General features: G+C 42.8%; 13 protein-coding genes. 6 read left to right on the forward strand and 7 right to left on the reverse strand.

The window, feature by feature from the left end:
- Window positions 1-205: 205 nt before the first annotated feature.
- The 3 genes from map to ACTUJY_RS02700 all read right to left on the reverse strand — a co-directional run bounded on the left by map (window position 206) and on the right by ACTUJY_RS02700 (window position 2,524).
- Window positions 206-952 (reverse strand): type I methionyl aminopeptidase, encoded by a 747-nt coding sequence (map, locus tag ACTUJY_RS02690; RefSeq protein WP_463614509.1) that lies wholly within the window; start codon window positions 950-952, stop codon window positions 206-208.
- A 104-nt stretch (window positions 953-1,056) separates the two neighbouring features.
- Window positions 1,057-2,037, reverse strand: a complete 981-nt coding sequence (locus ACTUJY_RS02695; protein WP_463614510.1) for an isoaspartyl peptidase/L-asparaginase family protein — start codon at window positions 2,035-2,037, stop codon at window positions 1,057-1,059.
- A gap of 97 nt (window positions 2,038-2,134) precedes the next feature.
- Window positions 2,135-2,524, reverse strand: a complete 390-nt coding sequence (locus ACTUJY_RS02700; RefSeq protein WP_463614511.1) for an MAPEG family protein — start codon at window positions 2,522-2,524, stop codon at window positions 2,135-2,137.
- A 127-nt stretch (window positions 2,525-2,651) separates the two neighbouring features.
- Here ACTUJY_RS02700 and ACTUJY_RS02705 point away from each other — a divergent pair, with 127 nt between their 5' ends.
- Entirely contained in the window at window positions 2,652-3,359 is a 708-nt protein-coding gene (locus ACTUJY_RS02705; protein ID WP_463614512.1) for a PepSY domain-containing protein, read from the forward strand.
- 8 nt (window positions 3,360-3,367) lie between these two features.
- Here ACTUJY_RS02705 and ACTUJY_RS02710 read toward each other — a convergent pair whose 3' ends face one another.
- Window positions 3,368-3,946, reverse strand: a complete 579-nt coding sequence (locus ACTUJY_RS02710) for a peptidylprolyl isomerase (RefSeq protein ID WP_463614513.1) — start codon at window positions 3,944-3,946, stop codon at window positions 3,368-3,370.
- Between the two features lie 381 nt (window positions 3,947-4,327).
- On the reverse strand, window positions 4,328-6,484 hold the full coding sequence (locus tag ACTUJY_RS02715) for a carboxy terminal-processing peptidase (RefSeq protein ID WP_463614514.1): 2,157 nt from the start codon (window positions 6,482-6,484) through the stop codon (window positions 4,328-4,330).
- Window positions 6,485-6,762: 278 nt separating this feature from the next.
- Between ACTUJY_RS02715 and ACTUJY_RS02720 the strand changes: the two genes are divergently transcribed.
- Complete coding sequence (locus ACTUJY_RS02720; RefSeq protein ID WP_463614515.1) at window positions 6,763-7,572, forward strand: YiiX/YebB-like N1pC/P60 family cysteine hydrolase; 810 nt, start codon at window positions 6,763-6,765, stop codon at window positions 7,570-7,572.
- 205 nt (window positions 7,573-7,777) lie between these two features.
- Here the strand turns inward: ACTUJY_RS02720 and ACTUJY_RS02725 are convergent, their stop codons facing one another.
- Window positions 7,778-10,186, reverse strand: a complete 2,409-nt coding sequence (locus tag ACTUJY_RS02725; RefSeq protein ID WP_463614516.1) for a choice-of-anchor B family protein — start codon at window positions 10,184-10,186, stop codon at window positions 7,778-7,780.
- A 189-nt stretch (window positions 10,187-10,375) separates the two neighbouring features.
- On the opposite strand from ACTUJY_RS02725, the gene ACTUJY_RS02730 reads away from it, so the two are divergent.
- The 3 genes from ACTUJY_RS02730 (at window position 10,376) to ACTUJY_RS02740 (ending at window position 13,305) form a co-directional block, all read left to right on the forward strand.
- On the forward strand, window positions 10,376-11,143 hold the full coding sequence (locus ACTUJY_RS02730; protein WP_463614517.1) for an MbnP family copper-binding protein: 768 nt from the start codon (window positions 10,376-10,378) through the stop codon (window positions 11,141-11,143).
- Complete coding sequence (locus ACTUJY_RS02735; RefSeq protein ID WP_463614518.1) at window positions 11,140-12,255, forward strand: MbnH family di-heme enzyme; 1,116 nt, start codon at window positions 11,140-11,142, stop codon at window positions 12,253-12,255. Before ACTUJY_RS02730 ends, ACTUJY_RS02735 begins: the two co-directional genes overlap by 4 nt.
- Window positions 12,256-12,369: 114 nt before the next feature.
- Window positions 12,370-13,305 (forward strand): MBL fold metallo-hydrolase, encoded by a 936-nt coding sequence (locus ACTUJY_RS02740; RefSeq protein ID WP_463614519.1) that lies wholly within the window; start codon window positions 12,370-12,372, stop codon window positions 13,303-13,305.
- A 44-nt stretch (window positions 13,306-13,349) separates the two neighbouring features.
- Here ACTUJY_RS02740 and ACTUJY_RS02745 read toward each other — a convergent pair whose 3' ends face one another.
- The gene (locus ACTUJY_RS02745; protein WP_463614520.1) at window positions 13,350-16,334 is read right to left on the reverse strand and encodes a TonB-dependent receptor; all 2,985 of its coding nucleotides are present in this window, start codon (window positions 16,332-16,334) and stop codon (window positions 13,350-13,352) included.
- Between the two features lie 238 nt (window positions 16,335-16,572).
- Between ACTUJY_RS02745 and ACTUJY_RS02750 the strand changes: the two genes are divergently transcribed.
- Window positions 16,573-16,914, forward strand: coding sequence for a PilZ domain-containing protein (locus tag ACTUJY_RS02750; RefSeq protein ID WP_463614521.1), 342 nt, complete (start codon window positions 16,573-16,575; stop codon window positions 16,912-16,914).
- Window position 16,915: the final 1 nt, after the last annotated feature.

Genomic DNA, 16,915 nt, shown 5'->3' on the forward strand with positions numbered 1-16,915 from the left:
TGGACAATGCCAGTTCAAAACTGGAACCTGACATTGTCACAACTGGCCATCCACTTTGAAGGTCGATTAGATGGTGAACTAGAACTTTAATTTTTAGGCTGACACAGAATTCTGAACGCCCTCTATTAAGCCCCCTCAATCAAAAACGTAAAAATGTGTTCAGATTTATCCACATTATTATTTCTACTTCTTGATCGAATAAGCCTCAAGCAACCGTCGTCAACAAGGGTTTGCCTTTTGTAATGATCATTGTGTGTTCAAATTGCGCAGAAAAATTACCTTCACCGGAAACCAATGTCCAGCCATCACTTTTCGCTTCGGTGAATTGCGACTTAGTGGATAAAAAGGGTTCTATGGTAATGACCATACCCTCTTCCAAAATCCGTTTATCATTCTTATCAAAATAGTTAGGAATACATTCAGGGTATTCGTGCAAGCTTTTGCCAATTCCATGACTCGCCAGATCTCTTAATGTTTTGTAGCCTGACTTTTTCGCCACTTGCTCAATGGCCCTACCTATCAGGTTTAATTTGTTTCCCGCCTTAGCTACCTTAATCGCTTCCTGCAATGCTTTTTGAGTGCACTCGATTAAATGCTGTTTTTTTGGATGAATCGGTTCAACCAGAAAAGTAAAACCCGTATCGCCAAAATAGCCATTTTTTTCTGCAGAGACATCAATATTAACTATATCACCAGCCTGTATCGTACGACTTCCTGGAACACCGTGTGCGGCTTCTTCGTTAACACTGATGCAAGTCGTTCCAGGAAAGTTATACATCACGCGAGGCGCAGAATGTGCATTGTTTAGTTTCAAAAAATCGTCGCCAATATCATCGAGCTGTTTGGTCGTAATGCCCGGCTTTAAATGCTTTCCCATTTCCTGCACGCAAGCAGCAACAATTTGCCCAATGTGCTTTAAGTGTTTGATATCGTCTTCGGATTGAACAATCAAAAGCTATTCCTGTTTATAAATGAAGCTTAATTGAATATTTACTGATGGGTTACGCTTGGCTTCACCACATCCTATAGAAATCCCGGCAAATTTTTAGCTTTGAATCACTCTTTATAAATACCAACATAAATTTTACCTTCGGTATCAATATATCCTCGGTACATCCCGGATGTATTAAATGAAAATACGGGCTGCCCTTTGGTATCCATGCCAACAATGCCACCTTCGCCTTGCATTTTAACCAGCTTATCTAGAATCACTTCGTCTGCTGCTTGTTGTAACGATATTGTTTTGTACATAACTCTGGCACAAATATCGTGAGCAACCGCGGCTCGAATAAAGAATTCGCCATGCCCAGTGGCCGATATCGCACAACCGTTATTATCCGCATAGGTTCCCGCCCCAATAATTGGAGAGTCACCTATTCTACCGTACTTTTTATTGGTCATTCCGCCTGTTGAAGTGCCTGCAGCTAAATTTCCTGCTTGATCGATTGCAACCGCGCCTACCGTGCCAAATTTTTCGTCGTTAGGCCATGTGCTTTTATTGGTCGATGACAATTTGGTTCCTTCATCTTCAGAAAGTTGTGTTGAATCCGAATCTTCTTTTAGCAGCTCTATCAATTGATTCCAACGGCGTTCAGTAAAAAAATAGCTTTTATCGACTAACTCTACCTTTTGTTGTTTTGCGAACTCCTCCGCACGATCACCGCTCAACATGACATGATTCGAATACCTCATCACCTGAAACGCTAGCTTAATTGGATTTTTCACATGTGAAACACCGGTCACAGCTCCGGCGTTTAAGTTTTTACCTTCCATGATGGACGCGTCCATTTCATTGGTTTTATGATGCGTAAATACCGAGCCTTTACCTGCATTAAACAGTTCCGAATCCTCCATAACAGCAATGGAGGCTTGCACCGCATCAATGCTAGAACCACCCTGCTTTAATAACTGATACCCAGCTTGCAAAGCTTCCGCTAATTTTTGCTGATAAGCTTTTTCCAATGCTGGTGTCATGTTTTCTTTTAAAAGGGTTCCGGCTCCACCATGAATGGCAATCGCTACATTTGGATGAGACATTGTGCCCTCTCCCCATACCCAACTGGAACATATCATTAAACTTAATAATAGTGTCTTCATCGTAATCGCTTCAAAGTTTTTGTTTTATTGATATTCTTTAAAAGAAAAACATGATCAAGTTGCCAACGGACAACACAATAATCGCAAGCCAAGTAAATAACGTGCCCCAAAAGCGTCCAAATGAGGTACCCGGATCGCTCCCTAACCCTTGCGCATGTAACACGCGCCCAATAACCAGTAGCATACCCATAGAATGCGACAAATAAGCATTGCCTTGATTGGCTTCATAAAGCCCGAGTAATAGTAACGCAATCGGTATGTATTCGATGGCATTAGAATGTACGCGTATGGCTCTTTCCAGTGATTTATCGTTACCGCTTCCAATGCCAATGCGATATTTACGGCGCATGTACACCACCTGAGCCGCTAAAATGATCACTAAAATCCCGCAAAGCGAACCATAAAGTGCCGTTATGGGAAAAATCATAGAATAATTCTCGTTATTGTAGGGATAAGCGAGAGTATAGAATTTTAACTAAGGAAATTAAACACCTATTGTGAATAGCCAGAAAAGCTGATAAAACACCTTAAGCTTTCATTATTTTTTTAAATTTATGGTCACATCGATATTTTTTCGCAAACTCCACAAATGGCTCGGGCTTATTGTCGGGTTACAACTGGTTTTTTGGGTGGTTGGAGGCTTAATCATGAGCAGTTTGCCCATCGATGAAGTACATGGCGATCACTTATGGAAAAGCGCTGCAGCAAAACCTTTACCAGTAAATAAAATAGAACCCATTGGCAAACTCGCAGCCCAGCATCAACTCAACATCAAGGAGTACACTCTAAAATGGATTGCGGGGAAACCGCTGTACCAAATAAAAACGGTGAACGGTCAAGAATTGTATTTTGACGCACTAAATCATCAAACAATAACACCTATCGATCAAAAGCAGGCATCATCGATAGCCGCCAACTTGTATACCGGTAAAGCCAGCGTTTCCGCTGTAGACTATGTAACCGAAAATTCTACGGAATACCGAAAGAAACTTCCGGCATGGCGAGTTTCATTTGATGATGATGAATCGTCGACCTTCTACATTGCTGCAGCAACCGGTGAATTAATGTCGGTAAGAAATACACAGTGGCGTATTTTTGACTTTGTTTGGATGTTGCACATTATGGACTATGACGATCGATCCGACTTTAATCACCCTCTGCTTATCATTGCCGCACTTCTTGCTGTAATGATCAGTTTTAGTGGTGTTTATCTGGTATTTAAAACTTTTCGCAAACGTGACTTTTTCTGGCTAAAAAAATAACCACTTATTTATTCGGAAGGTAAAACCCAGACTTTTTGCACAATCACCGGGTAAGCCGGTACAAACTCGCCGATTTCATCCACTTCACCTACCGGTATTTGGCCGATTTTGTCGAGCACATCCATCCCTTCGATAACCTTTGCAAACACCGTATAACCATAGCCCAAATTGGTATTATTTCGATGATCAAGGTGGGCGTTATCCGATAAATTAAAAAAGAACTGACTGTCTGCACTGTGTTTATCGGTAAAGCGAGCCATAGCTAAGGTTCCCCGAACATTCTTTAATCCATTCGTTGCCTCATTTTTGACTGGCTCATAAACCTCTATCGGTTGATAGGTTTTGTTAAAGCCACCACCCTGAATGACAAAATCTTTTTCTACACGATGAAAAATAGTGTTATCGTATTTTTTATTTTTAACATAGCGCATAAAGTTTTTGCTGTTGACGGGCGACTTTTCCGAAAACAACTCAATCACAATATCACCATAATTCGTTTGTATTTTCACTTGTTCACTGGCAAAAACCGAAGTCATAAAAAATTGAAAAAGTAAGAAAAAAAGGACATTAAACGTAGAGGTATTCATGACAATGCCGGCATCTTTCATGTTGGATTTGATACAACTATTGTAATCAATTCTTACTGTCATTGCGAAACAGAAAGCAATAATTTCAAGCCATATAGATTGGTTTGGCTATTAGTATCAGGCGACACACTTTATTCGAGTAGATACCTTTGTGCCGCAGTGGTGAAACCACTCTAATATCCATTACCCCCAAAGAATGAACCCCATCGTCACCTCTATGTTGGCGATAAGAGAATATATTGAGCTTCATTATAACCGCTTAATGGTGTAACTGAGGCATCAAAGAGACAGGGAAGTTTAGAAAAAAAATTCGACCAGCCCACAATAATGCACCTATTTAAAAGGGAGTGCTCACTGAGCTGGTCATTGATATATTTAAAGCTAATGCGACTTAATTTCCGCCAGTCGTTTGCTGTTTTTCAGTAAAATATAGTCGGCTAAAATATTACCGGTTTCTTGTAGTTTGAAGTCGTCGTTTTCAAATAGAGTTTCATCAAAGTCTTTCAACGATTTTAAAGGTTCCATACCTTTATCTTTTAAACGCTGATTAACTCGTGCAAGGCGTTGCGCCTTTTTCGTTTCGATTTCATTTTTGCGTTTTTCCAGATTTAACGAAACCGACTTATCCATTTTACGCTCATTGTATTCCGCAATGTCTTCACTCAAATAGCCAAACTCTTTACTGCTTGAACGCCGTAATTGGTGCTTTTCTTGTAACGAGTTAATAAACTCCTGAACCTCATTCACGGGTTCATAACTGGCCTTTTTAATGGTATCCCACTCGAGTGCATTTTCGTAACTGCTTTCGCCATAGTCGTTCCGATCGAATGCGGTTGGAAATAATATGTCCGGTACAACCCCTCGATGTTGTGTGGTTTCACCTGAAATACGATAAAATTTGGATGTCGTCAGCTTTACCTGCCCTAATTGACTGTCGAGCAACCCTCTGAAGTGATTTAAATCTCGCAGTGATTGTACCGTACCTTTTCCAAACGTTTGTTCACCAACAATTAAACCTCGGCCGTAATCCTGAATCGCACCGGCGAAAATTTCGGAAGCGGATGCACTACCACCATTAACCAAAACAGCAAGTGGGCCGTCGTAAAACACGCCTTCATCCAAATCTGGGAAAACATGAACACGATTACGAGAGTCTTTTTGCTGTACCACCGGCCCTTTGTCAATAAACAGCCCAGTTAACTCAACAGCCTCATCAAGAGCACCACCACCGTTATTACGCAAATCGATGATCAATCCATCAACTCCTTGCTTGCGAAATTCAGTGATAAACTTGGCAACATCGCGAGAGGTACTCTTGTAATCGGCAATTCGCTTGTTGTATTTCGCATCCCAATCTACGTAAAACTTGGGAATATCGATAACGCCAAATTTCATTTTTTGATTATTGACTTCCACATCGATGACTTTCGACTTTGCCGACAACTCTTCGAGTTTGACGGTTTCTCGAATCAATTTTACCAATTTGGTTTCACCCGCGACGACTTCATCTTTAGGCAATACTTCAAGCGTAACTTCGGTACCCGCTTCGCCACGGATCAAATCGACGACATCGTCTAAACGCCAGCCAATGACATCTTGTACCGATTCATCTTTTTGGCCAACTCCAACAATTCGATCACCGGCTTTTAATTGCTTCGATTTTTCTGCCGGTGCACCGGTTACCAATTTATTGATTTTGGTGTACACATCATCGACTTGTAAAATGGCACCTATGCCTTCTAACGAAAGCTTCATTTCAATGTCAAAGTTTTCTGCTTCGCGCGGCGAGAAATAAGTAGCATGGGGCTCAATCGTGAGTGCAAAGGCATTCATAAAATACTCAAAGATGTCTTCACTTTTGTTCTGGCTCATGCGACGTTTAGCCATGGTATAGCGCTTGGTTAAAATATCCTTGGTTTCATCCCAGTTTTTTTCCGCAAGAACCAGCGCAAGAGCATCCGCTTTTACCCGTTGGCGCCAAAGTTCGTCTAGCTCTTCCTTCGATTTGATCCAAGGCGATTTTTCACGATCAAAAAAGTAGGTTTCATCGACTGTAAAATCAAAAGGTTTATCGAGCAAGCTGATCGCATAATCGTACCGTTCTAACCAACGCGTTTGAAACACCTGATAGATATCGTAAGCAGGCTTTAATTGACCGCTGATAATGTTGTCATCGATCATGTATCGATAACGTTGAAAATCGTCGATATCGCCCGACAAAAAGTAACTTTTGTTGCCGTCGAGAATATCAATATACTTGTTAAGAATTTTCTCTGATAGCTTGTTATTACGCTCAATATTGGGTTTGAGATAATGCAGTTCAGAAAAAATACGTGCAATATAGCGACTGGAGCGACCATGGCTCGGCTTGGGCATTAATTCGTCGATATTGGTAACGGGAGTCTCTATTAAAGACTTATCGACATTTGTCGTCGCTTGTGGTGGATCTTGAGCGACAACCCCTAATGACAACGCCATCAGAGTTGCAGCAGTGATATGTTTAATGGAGGACGCTGTATTCAACCAATGTAACTTCATAACTACTCAACTTTTCCCAACTTTAGATAAATTCAATGATTTTTGCAGACCTGGAACCCTATACCAGCGTTTCTCAAACAAGTACCAAAAAACCAGTTATCCAGTACAGACCTCGATTTTCAGCGTTTGTTTCATATCCTTTAGAGGTTCCTTGATACTTTATGCCTCTTCAAGCACAACATTGCAAGAAATCATTTCAAGGATTGTGATTGAGATTTACTCAATTGGCCCCAAATTAACTATAGTATATTTAACGCCTTGTTTTTTCTGGATTATTAATGTTAAAGAAAATGAAATCCTGGGCCGAACGGTGGCTAAACCAAGAAACGCCTGCCGGCGCCTTTCCGCAAACCGATTTTGAGAAGTTGCGTTATGGTTTACGACCGGGAGATGTGATTTTGGTCGAGGGTCGAACGCGTGTTTCGGAGGTAATAAAACTCATCACTCAAAGCCGATGGTCGCACGCTGCACTCTACATTGGCCGCCTTCACGACATTGAAGAAGCCGAAGTTCGGGAGCAAGTGCAAAAATTCGCCAACTTCGAAGCATCGGATCAACTCATCATTGAAGGACTGCTCGGCCAGGGAACAATTTGTACCCGCTTGTTAGACTATGAACACGACAACCTGCGAGTGTGTCGGCCGGAAGCTTTGTCGCACGCGGATGCCAAAGCGGTGATTCGCTATGCTGCCAATCACTTAGGCACACCCTACAATGTACGCCAGATGTTGGATCTGGCGCGTTTGCTGTTCCCATGGATGATAATACCCCGACGATGGCGTTCTTCGCTGTTTCGCAGCAGCGCCGGCGAACCGACACGTACGGTGTGCTCATCCATGTTGGCTGAAGCATTCAGCGCGGTAGATTACCCTATCCTACCCAAATTTAAAAAAATCGGAAAAGACCGCATTGAATTAATAAAACGCAACACCAAGCTGTTTACACCCGCCGATTTCGACTACTCGCCTTTCTTCCAAGTGCTCAAGTTTCCTTTTTGGGGGCAAATTGACAAGGCACATTATCGCGAACTGCCATGGAACCAAGACGGCTTGATGGCCAATGACGATGATCAGTTTACACTCGGATAAAATCTCTCGCTGTCCTTTAAATATTTTTTGCGATTTTCTTGCAATTCATAGTATTTGATCTAACTTTTAATCAAAGTGTCCATCAAATTCCCCTAACCCAGGTTACCGAAAGGGCCTGGGTATTTTTTGTGCTAAATTTGCGACCAGGCTTAGAAAACGCTGCGAAGGCGCAACAAAGAGACATTGATAGGAATCAAGCTCCCGGTTACCTTTTTCGGAATCTCAAAGCTTTGAGCGATGGCTTCTTACGCCTGCGAGTCGCCGCCAATAGCAGCAAACCTATCCCAAAGCTCAAGCTTCCGCTACTGGATGATCCAACACTTTGAGCGATGACTGAAACAGAAACCTGCCCACTTGCTGAGGCTCCGAGCTCGTCCGTTACCGTTATTTCAAACACTAAATCCGATGCTTGCGACGGCGCTGTAAAGGAAGCATTCAGTGTATCTGCATTGTTAAGCGTAACGTCTATGCCCGACAGCTGATGCCACTGATAGGTTAATGATTGATTTTCAGGGTCGGATGCCGTTGCTGACAGGCTGACAACTTGGTTAATATTAACCTGAATATTATTTTGAACATTCACTACGGGCGCTCTATTCGCGCCATTTAAAATCACTTTTACGTAACTTGGGTTCTGCAAGGTCGCGCCAGAGGATGGATTGAAAAGACGTATAAAAAAATCTTCTTGTAGCTGGGTGCCTTCAATATCATCAGCGACATTAATATGGATGGATTTATCCGTTGAATCACCAACGTCCCACGTTAATGCCTGCGTGGAAACACTGTAGTCTTCATCTCGTGTTGCACTACCCGGTAAAATCTCGTATTCAACTTCGACACTTTCAGCATCAACTGAGGCATTCACTCTTTGGACATTGATGATTAAGCTGTCACCTCTGTTCACATTAATTTGAGAGTGCGCAAACTGAATACTGCCTTGATCGTTCGCCAGCGTTTTGTCTCTCAATACGTATAAGCCACTATTAATATCACTCACTAAAATGAGTCCGGAAGGTAAAAAAGGATAAACGCCCCACGCGCCATTGTAAGTTGCATTATTACTCGATGGAAACGTGTCAAAATATCCGACGTGTTGAGGTGCTGATGGATCCGTAATATCGAGAATGGTCAAACCTCTTTCATAGTTTGACATATAATATCGATTACCACGCACAAAGCCATTGTGATCAATGGCCCCTGTCGGCCCTGTCCATTGCCCAACTTGCACAGGAGCTCGCAAATCATCGATCTGAAAAATTCGAACGGTCGAGTTTAAACCCCCACGGATTTCATCAAACTCATCGTGCAATAAAATATACCGCTTGTCTTCCGTTACCCAGCCAGAGTGAATGTACTGAGCGGATAAAGGCACATCATCATACCCAATGCTCGATAATTGCCGAGTGTCCGATGGCGTCGTAATATCCCACAACAACATTTCTTTTTCATTAAAGTCGACAAAAACACTGCAACCGGTGGATGTCGCATTAAAGCAGTCATTGTCTTTTCGAGCGTCGTGAATTAAAACCGAAGCACCATCATGAGTATATCCATTAAAACTCGACTGATTAGACTCTAGCGTAATCGTTTTAGGGTTCGCTAGTGAATAACTGTGAAACGATCCCGAATAACGGCTCGCACCAACCAGCTGCAATTGAGCTTCTGTATTTTCTTGGGCAATGTTTAACGAATGATCCACGTTACTGATATAAATATTGTGAGCATTTCCAACACTGTTGTTTTGCTCTTCCAACAATATCGAGTCAGGTAAACTGTTTAAGTCGATTATCGTTACACCATCGGAGGCACCATCAACCGTACAATATGCGTACGCTTGCCATGCACCTTTTTGCTGATCAAAATATTGATAGACTTTGATATCTCGCCAAGTCGCAGAACTTCCGCCGATTGTTCCAACTTCAACAGGGTTTTCTGGGTCGATTAAGTCAAAAACCGCAATGCCATTGCGAACCCCCATGATCGCGTACTCTCTGCCTGTATTCAGGTCCACATGCCCCCAAATATCGCTGCCCGAACTGGGATTAGAGCTGAAAGCGTTTAAAGGTACATGGGCGACCAAGTCAACGTTGTCACAAGGGAAACTACCCGCCATCCCATTATCACACGCTTGACGACTTTGCTTTTGATCTAACGCTTCAATGGCTTTCAACTTTTGCATGAGCTCAGAAGAGTGATTCAGGCTTTTTCCATCCGAAATCACCCGAAAGCCTTTCGCGCGTAGCGCTTCCGCCATCTCAGCGGGCACGCCATAAAGATTGGTGACGTTAATATCTGGGCTTTGCACCTGGAAATGATCAAATCGATTATACCCAGCCAACACAGGTACGATGTCACTGTTTAGATAAAATAGATCTTCAACGGACTGAACAAAATAATGGCCGCTCGCGACGAGCACTCGGTCGCCTTTATTGACTCTTTGAGCGGCATAGCCAATCGTTTTACACGGTCGCAATGGGTTATCACAGAAACCGACGTTTTTACCTTGTTCTGCAACATAACGATCTTTGTTAGGCTCCGAGTGTGGGTAAACCAGGCCAACATAAACCAAAAGCAAGAATAAAACTAAGGCGCTTTGTTCTGATAATCGGATCATCGTTATTTCCTAACCCAAGTCAAGCAGATACCAGTTATACAATATAAGGCATTAGAACACGTTAATTAGTTTCAAAAAGTTGAATATATACATCAATAATGGCACAAATTGCCTATTATGTTGTTAATATAGGCACGATGATTGCCCAACAATCAAGATGATTACACTCCAGCTTGGAAGAGTCTTAAAATGAATACTTACTTTAAAATGATAACGTTGTTTGTCTTCACAATGGGACTACTGGCTTGCCAAAAGCCAACGCACACCCATACTGTAGCGTTTTCACCAATCTATAACGCCAAAAAATTTGAATGCAATGAAAACTTTAGAAAAAGTGGACATAACTGGTCGTTAACGCAGCTGCAATTTTATCTTCACAATATACAATTTAAAGATTCCGATAACCAATGGCACTCGGCTTCAGTGGCAACACCGCCTCATCCTCATCGCGATATTGTACTGTTAGGAGGCGTTTGCGGAAGCGCCTTCAACTGGAACCTGCAACTTAATAGCGAAGTAACGCCAGAAAAAGTCACTGCCATTCGCTTCACGCTTGGTGTTCCTTTTGAATTAAACCACCTAAACCCAACGACGCAACCCGCACCACTCAATCAACCGGATATGTTCTGGACTTGGCAAACCGGATATAAATTTCTGCGACTTGAGTTAGCTGCCGAAAACAATACTTTCCTCTTCCACCTTGGCTCAACCGGATGCGAGTCGCCAGCGGCGGTGAAAGCCCCACAAAAAGCCTGTAAAAACCCCAATCGATTCACCATTGAACTGGATAACTTTCAAGCAGGCAAAACCATTGCGGTGAATTTGTCACAACTTTTGTATGACTTTCACTTGATCTCATATCCCACGTGTAAGTCCAATCCAGAAAACGAAACCTGTATTATTTTATTTCCACGAGTGGGTTCGGAAGGTGAGCAGCAACTGTTTAATGTTATATGAAAATTGTTGTTTATTTATTTGCACTCTTTCTACTCACCGCCTGCGATAAACAACAGCATCCATCTGATTTTTCCTGGCCACTAAGAGAAGGGTTCCCAAAACCACAAGTGCCGGAAAATAATGTCATGACCCAAGCGAGAGTAGAACTCGGCCGGCATTTGTTTTACGACAACAATCTTTCGTTCAACCGAACGCAAAGTTGCGCGTCTTGTCATCAGCAGCAATTTGCGTTTGCTGAACCTTTAAAAACATCCATTGGTTCCACTGGAGAAGTTCATCGGCGCAATGCCCCCGCGCTGGTAAACATCGCCTACAACAAAGTATTAACCTGGGCACACGATGGTTTAACCGATATCGAAACACAGCTGCTGCTCCCCATGTTCGGTGAAGAACCCATAGAACTTGGCATTACCGGACACGAAGATGACGTTTTACAGCGATTTTTTAGCCCCAAGTATCAAGCATTGTTTGCAAAAGCTTATCCTAACGAAAACATTTCATTTAATACGATCAGTAAAGCCATCGCGAGCTTTGTACGCAGTTTGATTTCATTGAACTCCCCTTTTGATCGTTACGCTTATGATGGAGACGACTCTGCACTTTCGCCGTCGGCACTTCGAGGCATGAATTTGTTCTTTTCCGAAAAATTAGAATGCCACCATTGTCATGGAGGCTTTAATTTCACTCAGTCGACGTTTCATGAGCAACTGATTGTTGATCGACGACCTTTTCACAATACAGGTCTTTACAACGTCAACGATGATGGTGCCTACCCCGCTATCGACGATGGGCTTTTTGAAATTACTTTAAACCCGAAAGATCACGGCCGCTTTCGAGCACCAACATTAAGGAATATCGAACTCACCGCTCCCTATATGCACGATGGAAGCCTAGCAACCTTAGAAGAGGTTATTGAATTCTATGCAGCTGGTGGTCGCACTATTCTCAATGGGCCAAACAAAGGTGATGGACGGAAGAATCCATTAAAGAGTCCCTTTATGAAAGGCTTTGATTTAACCGAACAAGATAAAAACGATTTAATGGCCTTTTTGATTTCTTTAACCGATCACGCGTTTACACTCAACGAAGCTTATTCCAATCCCAACAACTGAGTTTAAACGCACGCGTTTAAAACCCATCTTGAGATTCACAATAACCTGTCACTGGATTTCTGTACAAAAGTATGTAATTTATGACGTTTTCGATTAAAAGAATAAGGAAGGTACATGAGATCAATTGTTCAACTTGCCGTATCTGGCTTACTAGTCGCTAGCTCATTCAGTTTTGCCAAAGAGCAAAAGCTTAGCTTTACCTCGACCGAAGTGGCTCCCGGGATCTTCATGCTGATGGGTGTCGGTGGCTTTACCGGTGGTAATATTGGATTATCGATTGGTTCTGATGGTGTGGTTATGATTGATGACTCTATGCCACCAATGCTCGACATAATGAAAACAGCAATTAAAAGTGTAACGGACCAACCGGTCGACTTTTTGATCAATACCCACGTTCATGGTGACCATACAGGCAACAACGCAACAATGGCTGCAGAAGGCACTTATATCGTCGCGCATGAAAATCTGCGAGAGCACATGCTCACTAAAGGCATTTTTGACGGAAAAACGAATATTAAAGCCACCCAATCCATGCTTCCTGTGATCACGTTTTCAGAGTCCATGAACTTTCATTTAAACGGTGAAAACTCCGAGTTAATTCATGTTGCTCAAGCGCACACCGATGGCGATGCCATCATACATTTTAAAAATGCCAATGTGATACACACGGGAGACGTTTTCTTTAATGGTATGTTTCCTTTCATCGATCTTGACAGTGGTGGCAGTGTTGCAGGGTATATTTCCGCACAAAGAAAAATACTGTCTCTTTGTAATGAGACAACCAAAATCATTCCTGGCCATGGCCCTCTAGCTCATAAAGCCGATCTTGAAAGTGCCGTTGCTATGTTAGAAGAATCCAGCAGCATAATCACGAAACTCATTAAGCAAGGTAAATCCGAAGATGAGGTGGTTCAGCTGAATCCATTAAATCAATTTGATAAACAATGGAACTGGCCATTCATCACCACTGAACGAATGACGCGCCAACTTTACAAAGGACTGAGTCAAAAGCAATCGCACCATCACACACAATCCACTCATTCACATTAATGCTGAAAGGGAGCCTTTATTCAAGGCTCCCTTAAATTAACCAATTAAAACTCTAGGCGTGCAATTAACGACACATATCGCGGACTTTGATACGTTTGTGTTAATCCATAATTTGGACCACTCCACTCCTCTACATCAATGGCAGCATCATGGCCAAATAAGTTAAACACGGTTGCTTTAAGCAATAAGCCGTCGAACACATCTTCATTTCGATAGCTGTAAGATAAATCAAACTTATGCGTCCACGGTAAATTGCCCGCTGAACCACGGGGTGCCGGATTGCCATTTTCATCATAAAATCCACCGATGTACCAACGGCTGACACAATCACTCCAAGGGCTATCGGGCGCACAAGAGTCGACACCTTCTGGATGCGGATTTAACGTATTCAATGGTCGACCGGAAGCCCCCCGATACACCAACCCTAGCGTTTGAGAGTCGGTTAAGTCATATATCGCAGACAATTTTACCGAGTGACGACGATCATTCGGTAAATCACCGTAAGCGTGATCCAATGCATCACCGTAGTCGTAGTCGGAAGTCCATCCAGGGTCCGCTTGCCCATTGGTCGTTTTTACCAAACCTTCTGTGTTACCGAAACTGTGCGACCAAGTGTAAGACGCATAAATTTCCAAGTTATCCGTAACCGGACCTTCTAAAATAAAATCCCAAGCAATGTACTTTCGTTGAGGCTTCGCCAATTGGAGTTCTGACGGAGTCAATGTAATGTGATCAACATTCCCGTCACCATCGAAGTCATAGGCAATTTGCACTTCTTCTCCCGGATTGGCCAAAATGTAAAAGCTGCTTTGTCCCGTGTTGTTTTCAATGCCCAGCTCTTCAAGTTTACCGGATAATACGGGCATATAATCGGTATCTTCAACACTGCGCTTTAGCTCATTAAATGTCGCTCGCACACTGGCGGTATAATCAGAAAACTGAGTCGCGTATCCAAATGAAATTTGATCGGAGTACATCGCCTTTAAATTTTTAGACGCAATCAAATTAGGATCAGTAATTCCGACCTGACGATAATAACGATCAACCAAATTAGTGCCACGTACTGGAGAACCGTCTGAGTTTAATGCCGGTTGTTCACCTGGCGTAGGGTTTTCGTAATAGTCAAAATACTCAACCGACGAACTGCCTTGTGTAATATTCATGCGCGCGGCCACTGGCTGATAATAGCGACCAAAAGACGCAAACACTTTGTGCTCTCCTTTGCCGCCGATATCCCAAATAGCAGCCAATCGAGGTGCAAAATTACCGTCCATATCCACATACTTTTCACCACTGGAAACGGTATTAGCAAACTCAACGTAACGCAGTCCGTAATTAAACGTCCACTCTTCCGACATTTGCCAACTGTCTTGCACATAAAACGCATCCGATGACACCGTTGAATCAGAAAAGCGATTACGTACGCGACGACGAATGAACTCTGTACCGTCCGGTACACCGTCTAAAAATGCTTGATAACCAACATTCCCAACTTGCGTTGAATCCTGTCCGGAAATTCCATACAACCACCAACCGGTTGCGGCACTGTCATCCAGGTCGTTGATGTCTCCGACGGCAACACCATTTTGTCGGCTGTTGTGATACACATCGATATCGTAACTATCAAACCCAAAAGAAACCCTGTGGTTGTCAAGATCCAAATGAAAGTCTGCTCGAAATTGCTCTCGTGTAAACTCTCTTGGAAGAATAGACGCGTTACTATGCGTACTGTAGGTTACGCAGGTTCCCGTAATACAGTTTTGAACTAATGGTCGATCATTCGCAGGAACCGGCTCTTCTTCCTCTAACGTTTCTCCCCAAACAACATCAAGAGAAAACCGGTCTGAAAACTGACCGCGATAAGTTACGCCTCGAAATTGTCCCCCATCTTTTCCGTAAGATTTCCCATCGCCTTCATCTATGGGTAAAACAATATTATTGGCAGAATCGTAGGGGTAGGTAACCGTTTCCCACTCTCGAGCCGTATTAAAAGCAGTAATGCCCAGTGAGTGGTCTTCTGAAAGGTGCCAATCTAAATTGATGAACCAGCGATCGGACGTCGTTTCCGTTGATGAAAACGTTGAGTTGCCTGCACCTTCGCTGTTCGTTGTTTGTGGGTTGAACAGTGCGTAAAAAAACGCTCTATCGTGCACAATGGGTCCGCTTGCCCAAACACTGTATTCACGAAACTTTAGTGAATCACGCTCGTTATTGATCATAAAAGAGTCGGGATCATCGTTTAATCGGACAGACTTATGTGGGTCATAAAGCGACGAAGGATCGAGACGGTATTGACCGCCAAAGCGATATTCATTATCTCCTGACTTTGATACCGCATTAACAATACCACCTAACGCTCCACCAAACTCAGAGGTTATACCGCTTGTTTGTACGTTGGTTTGGGCGATCGCTTCCCATGGCATGGTGAATGCGCCAAGACCTGACTCAATTTGAGTAATATTAATGCCGTTTAGGTAATACCCATTTTCGGCCGAAGAAGCCCCCCCAATGGAGCTTGCGCCGCGAAAAGAATTTGGTGCGCCATTCTCTACCGTTCCGGGCGTCATCAACACCATCGACTCAAAACCATTTTCAACCGGCATGATTTGCATGTCTTCGTAATCGAATGATCGTCCGGCGGTGGTTTCAGCCATATTGAGCGATTGAACGCGACTCCCAACGACCTGAACGAAGTTTCCTCCTCCATTCCCCAACACCGTATCGACAATGGTTGGTTCACCAATAATAATGCGAACCCGTTGCGTTTCTTTGTTATACCCTTCACCGACTATTTCAACCTCATATTCGCCTACGGGTAAATTACGTAACGCGTAATCACCCACATTATTGGTGGTCACACTTCTAACAATACCCTTAGATGTATGGCGAACAACTACTGTTGCATTGCCAATATCACGACCACTGCTTGATTCCACATGCCCTCGAATTTCTCCGCCGGTATCCGCAGCAAATAGTGAACCGCCAGATAGCGCGACAACAACGGCGGTCGCTATGATTTTTAATTTCATTTGATATTCCTCCTACCTAATGTCATGAGTTGCAAAACCCCGAGTTAACTTGTGATGGTTATCAAGTTATAAAATCACGCTATCACAGCAAACTTTTTGTATACAATATACATATTTGAGAATGTGTTTTTTTGAGCGAAATATGTCGATTTAATACAAAACGGAAAGTCGCTTTTGTGCTTTACAACAATCCGTAAAATAATCTGGCAGGAAAATCTCACTCTGCTAATATCAATTCATGAGCAGTGCCGAACAAAAAAAAGCTGAAAGACGTGTTTACACCCGCAAACGATTGCGTTGGGCAGTAAAATTAAGAAGTAATACGGAAGATTTGATAAGCACGCTAACGGTCAATATTTCTTTTGGTGGTATTTACATCGAAACCAGTGACTTTATTGAACAAAACACGCCGGTTCTCTGTCTTTTAGCCGTTAACAATAATCCAAAGCAATTAATTAAAGTTCCATCTAAAATCGCGCGTATTGTGTTTTTAGCCTCCAACCGAGGATACGGATACGGCGTTGCTTTCGGTGGGTTAAGTAAAGAGGCGCTGGAACTCCTTAAAAAATATTTGTTATAAA

Source organism: Pleionea sp. WD8-19 (assembly GCF_055326765.1).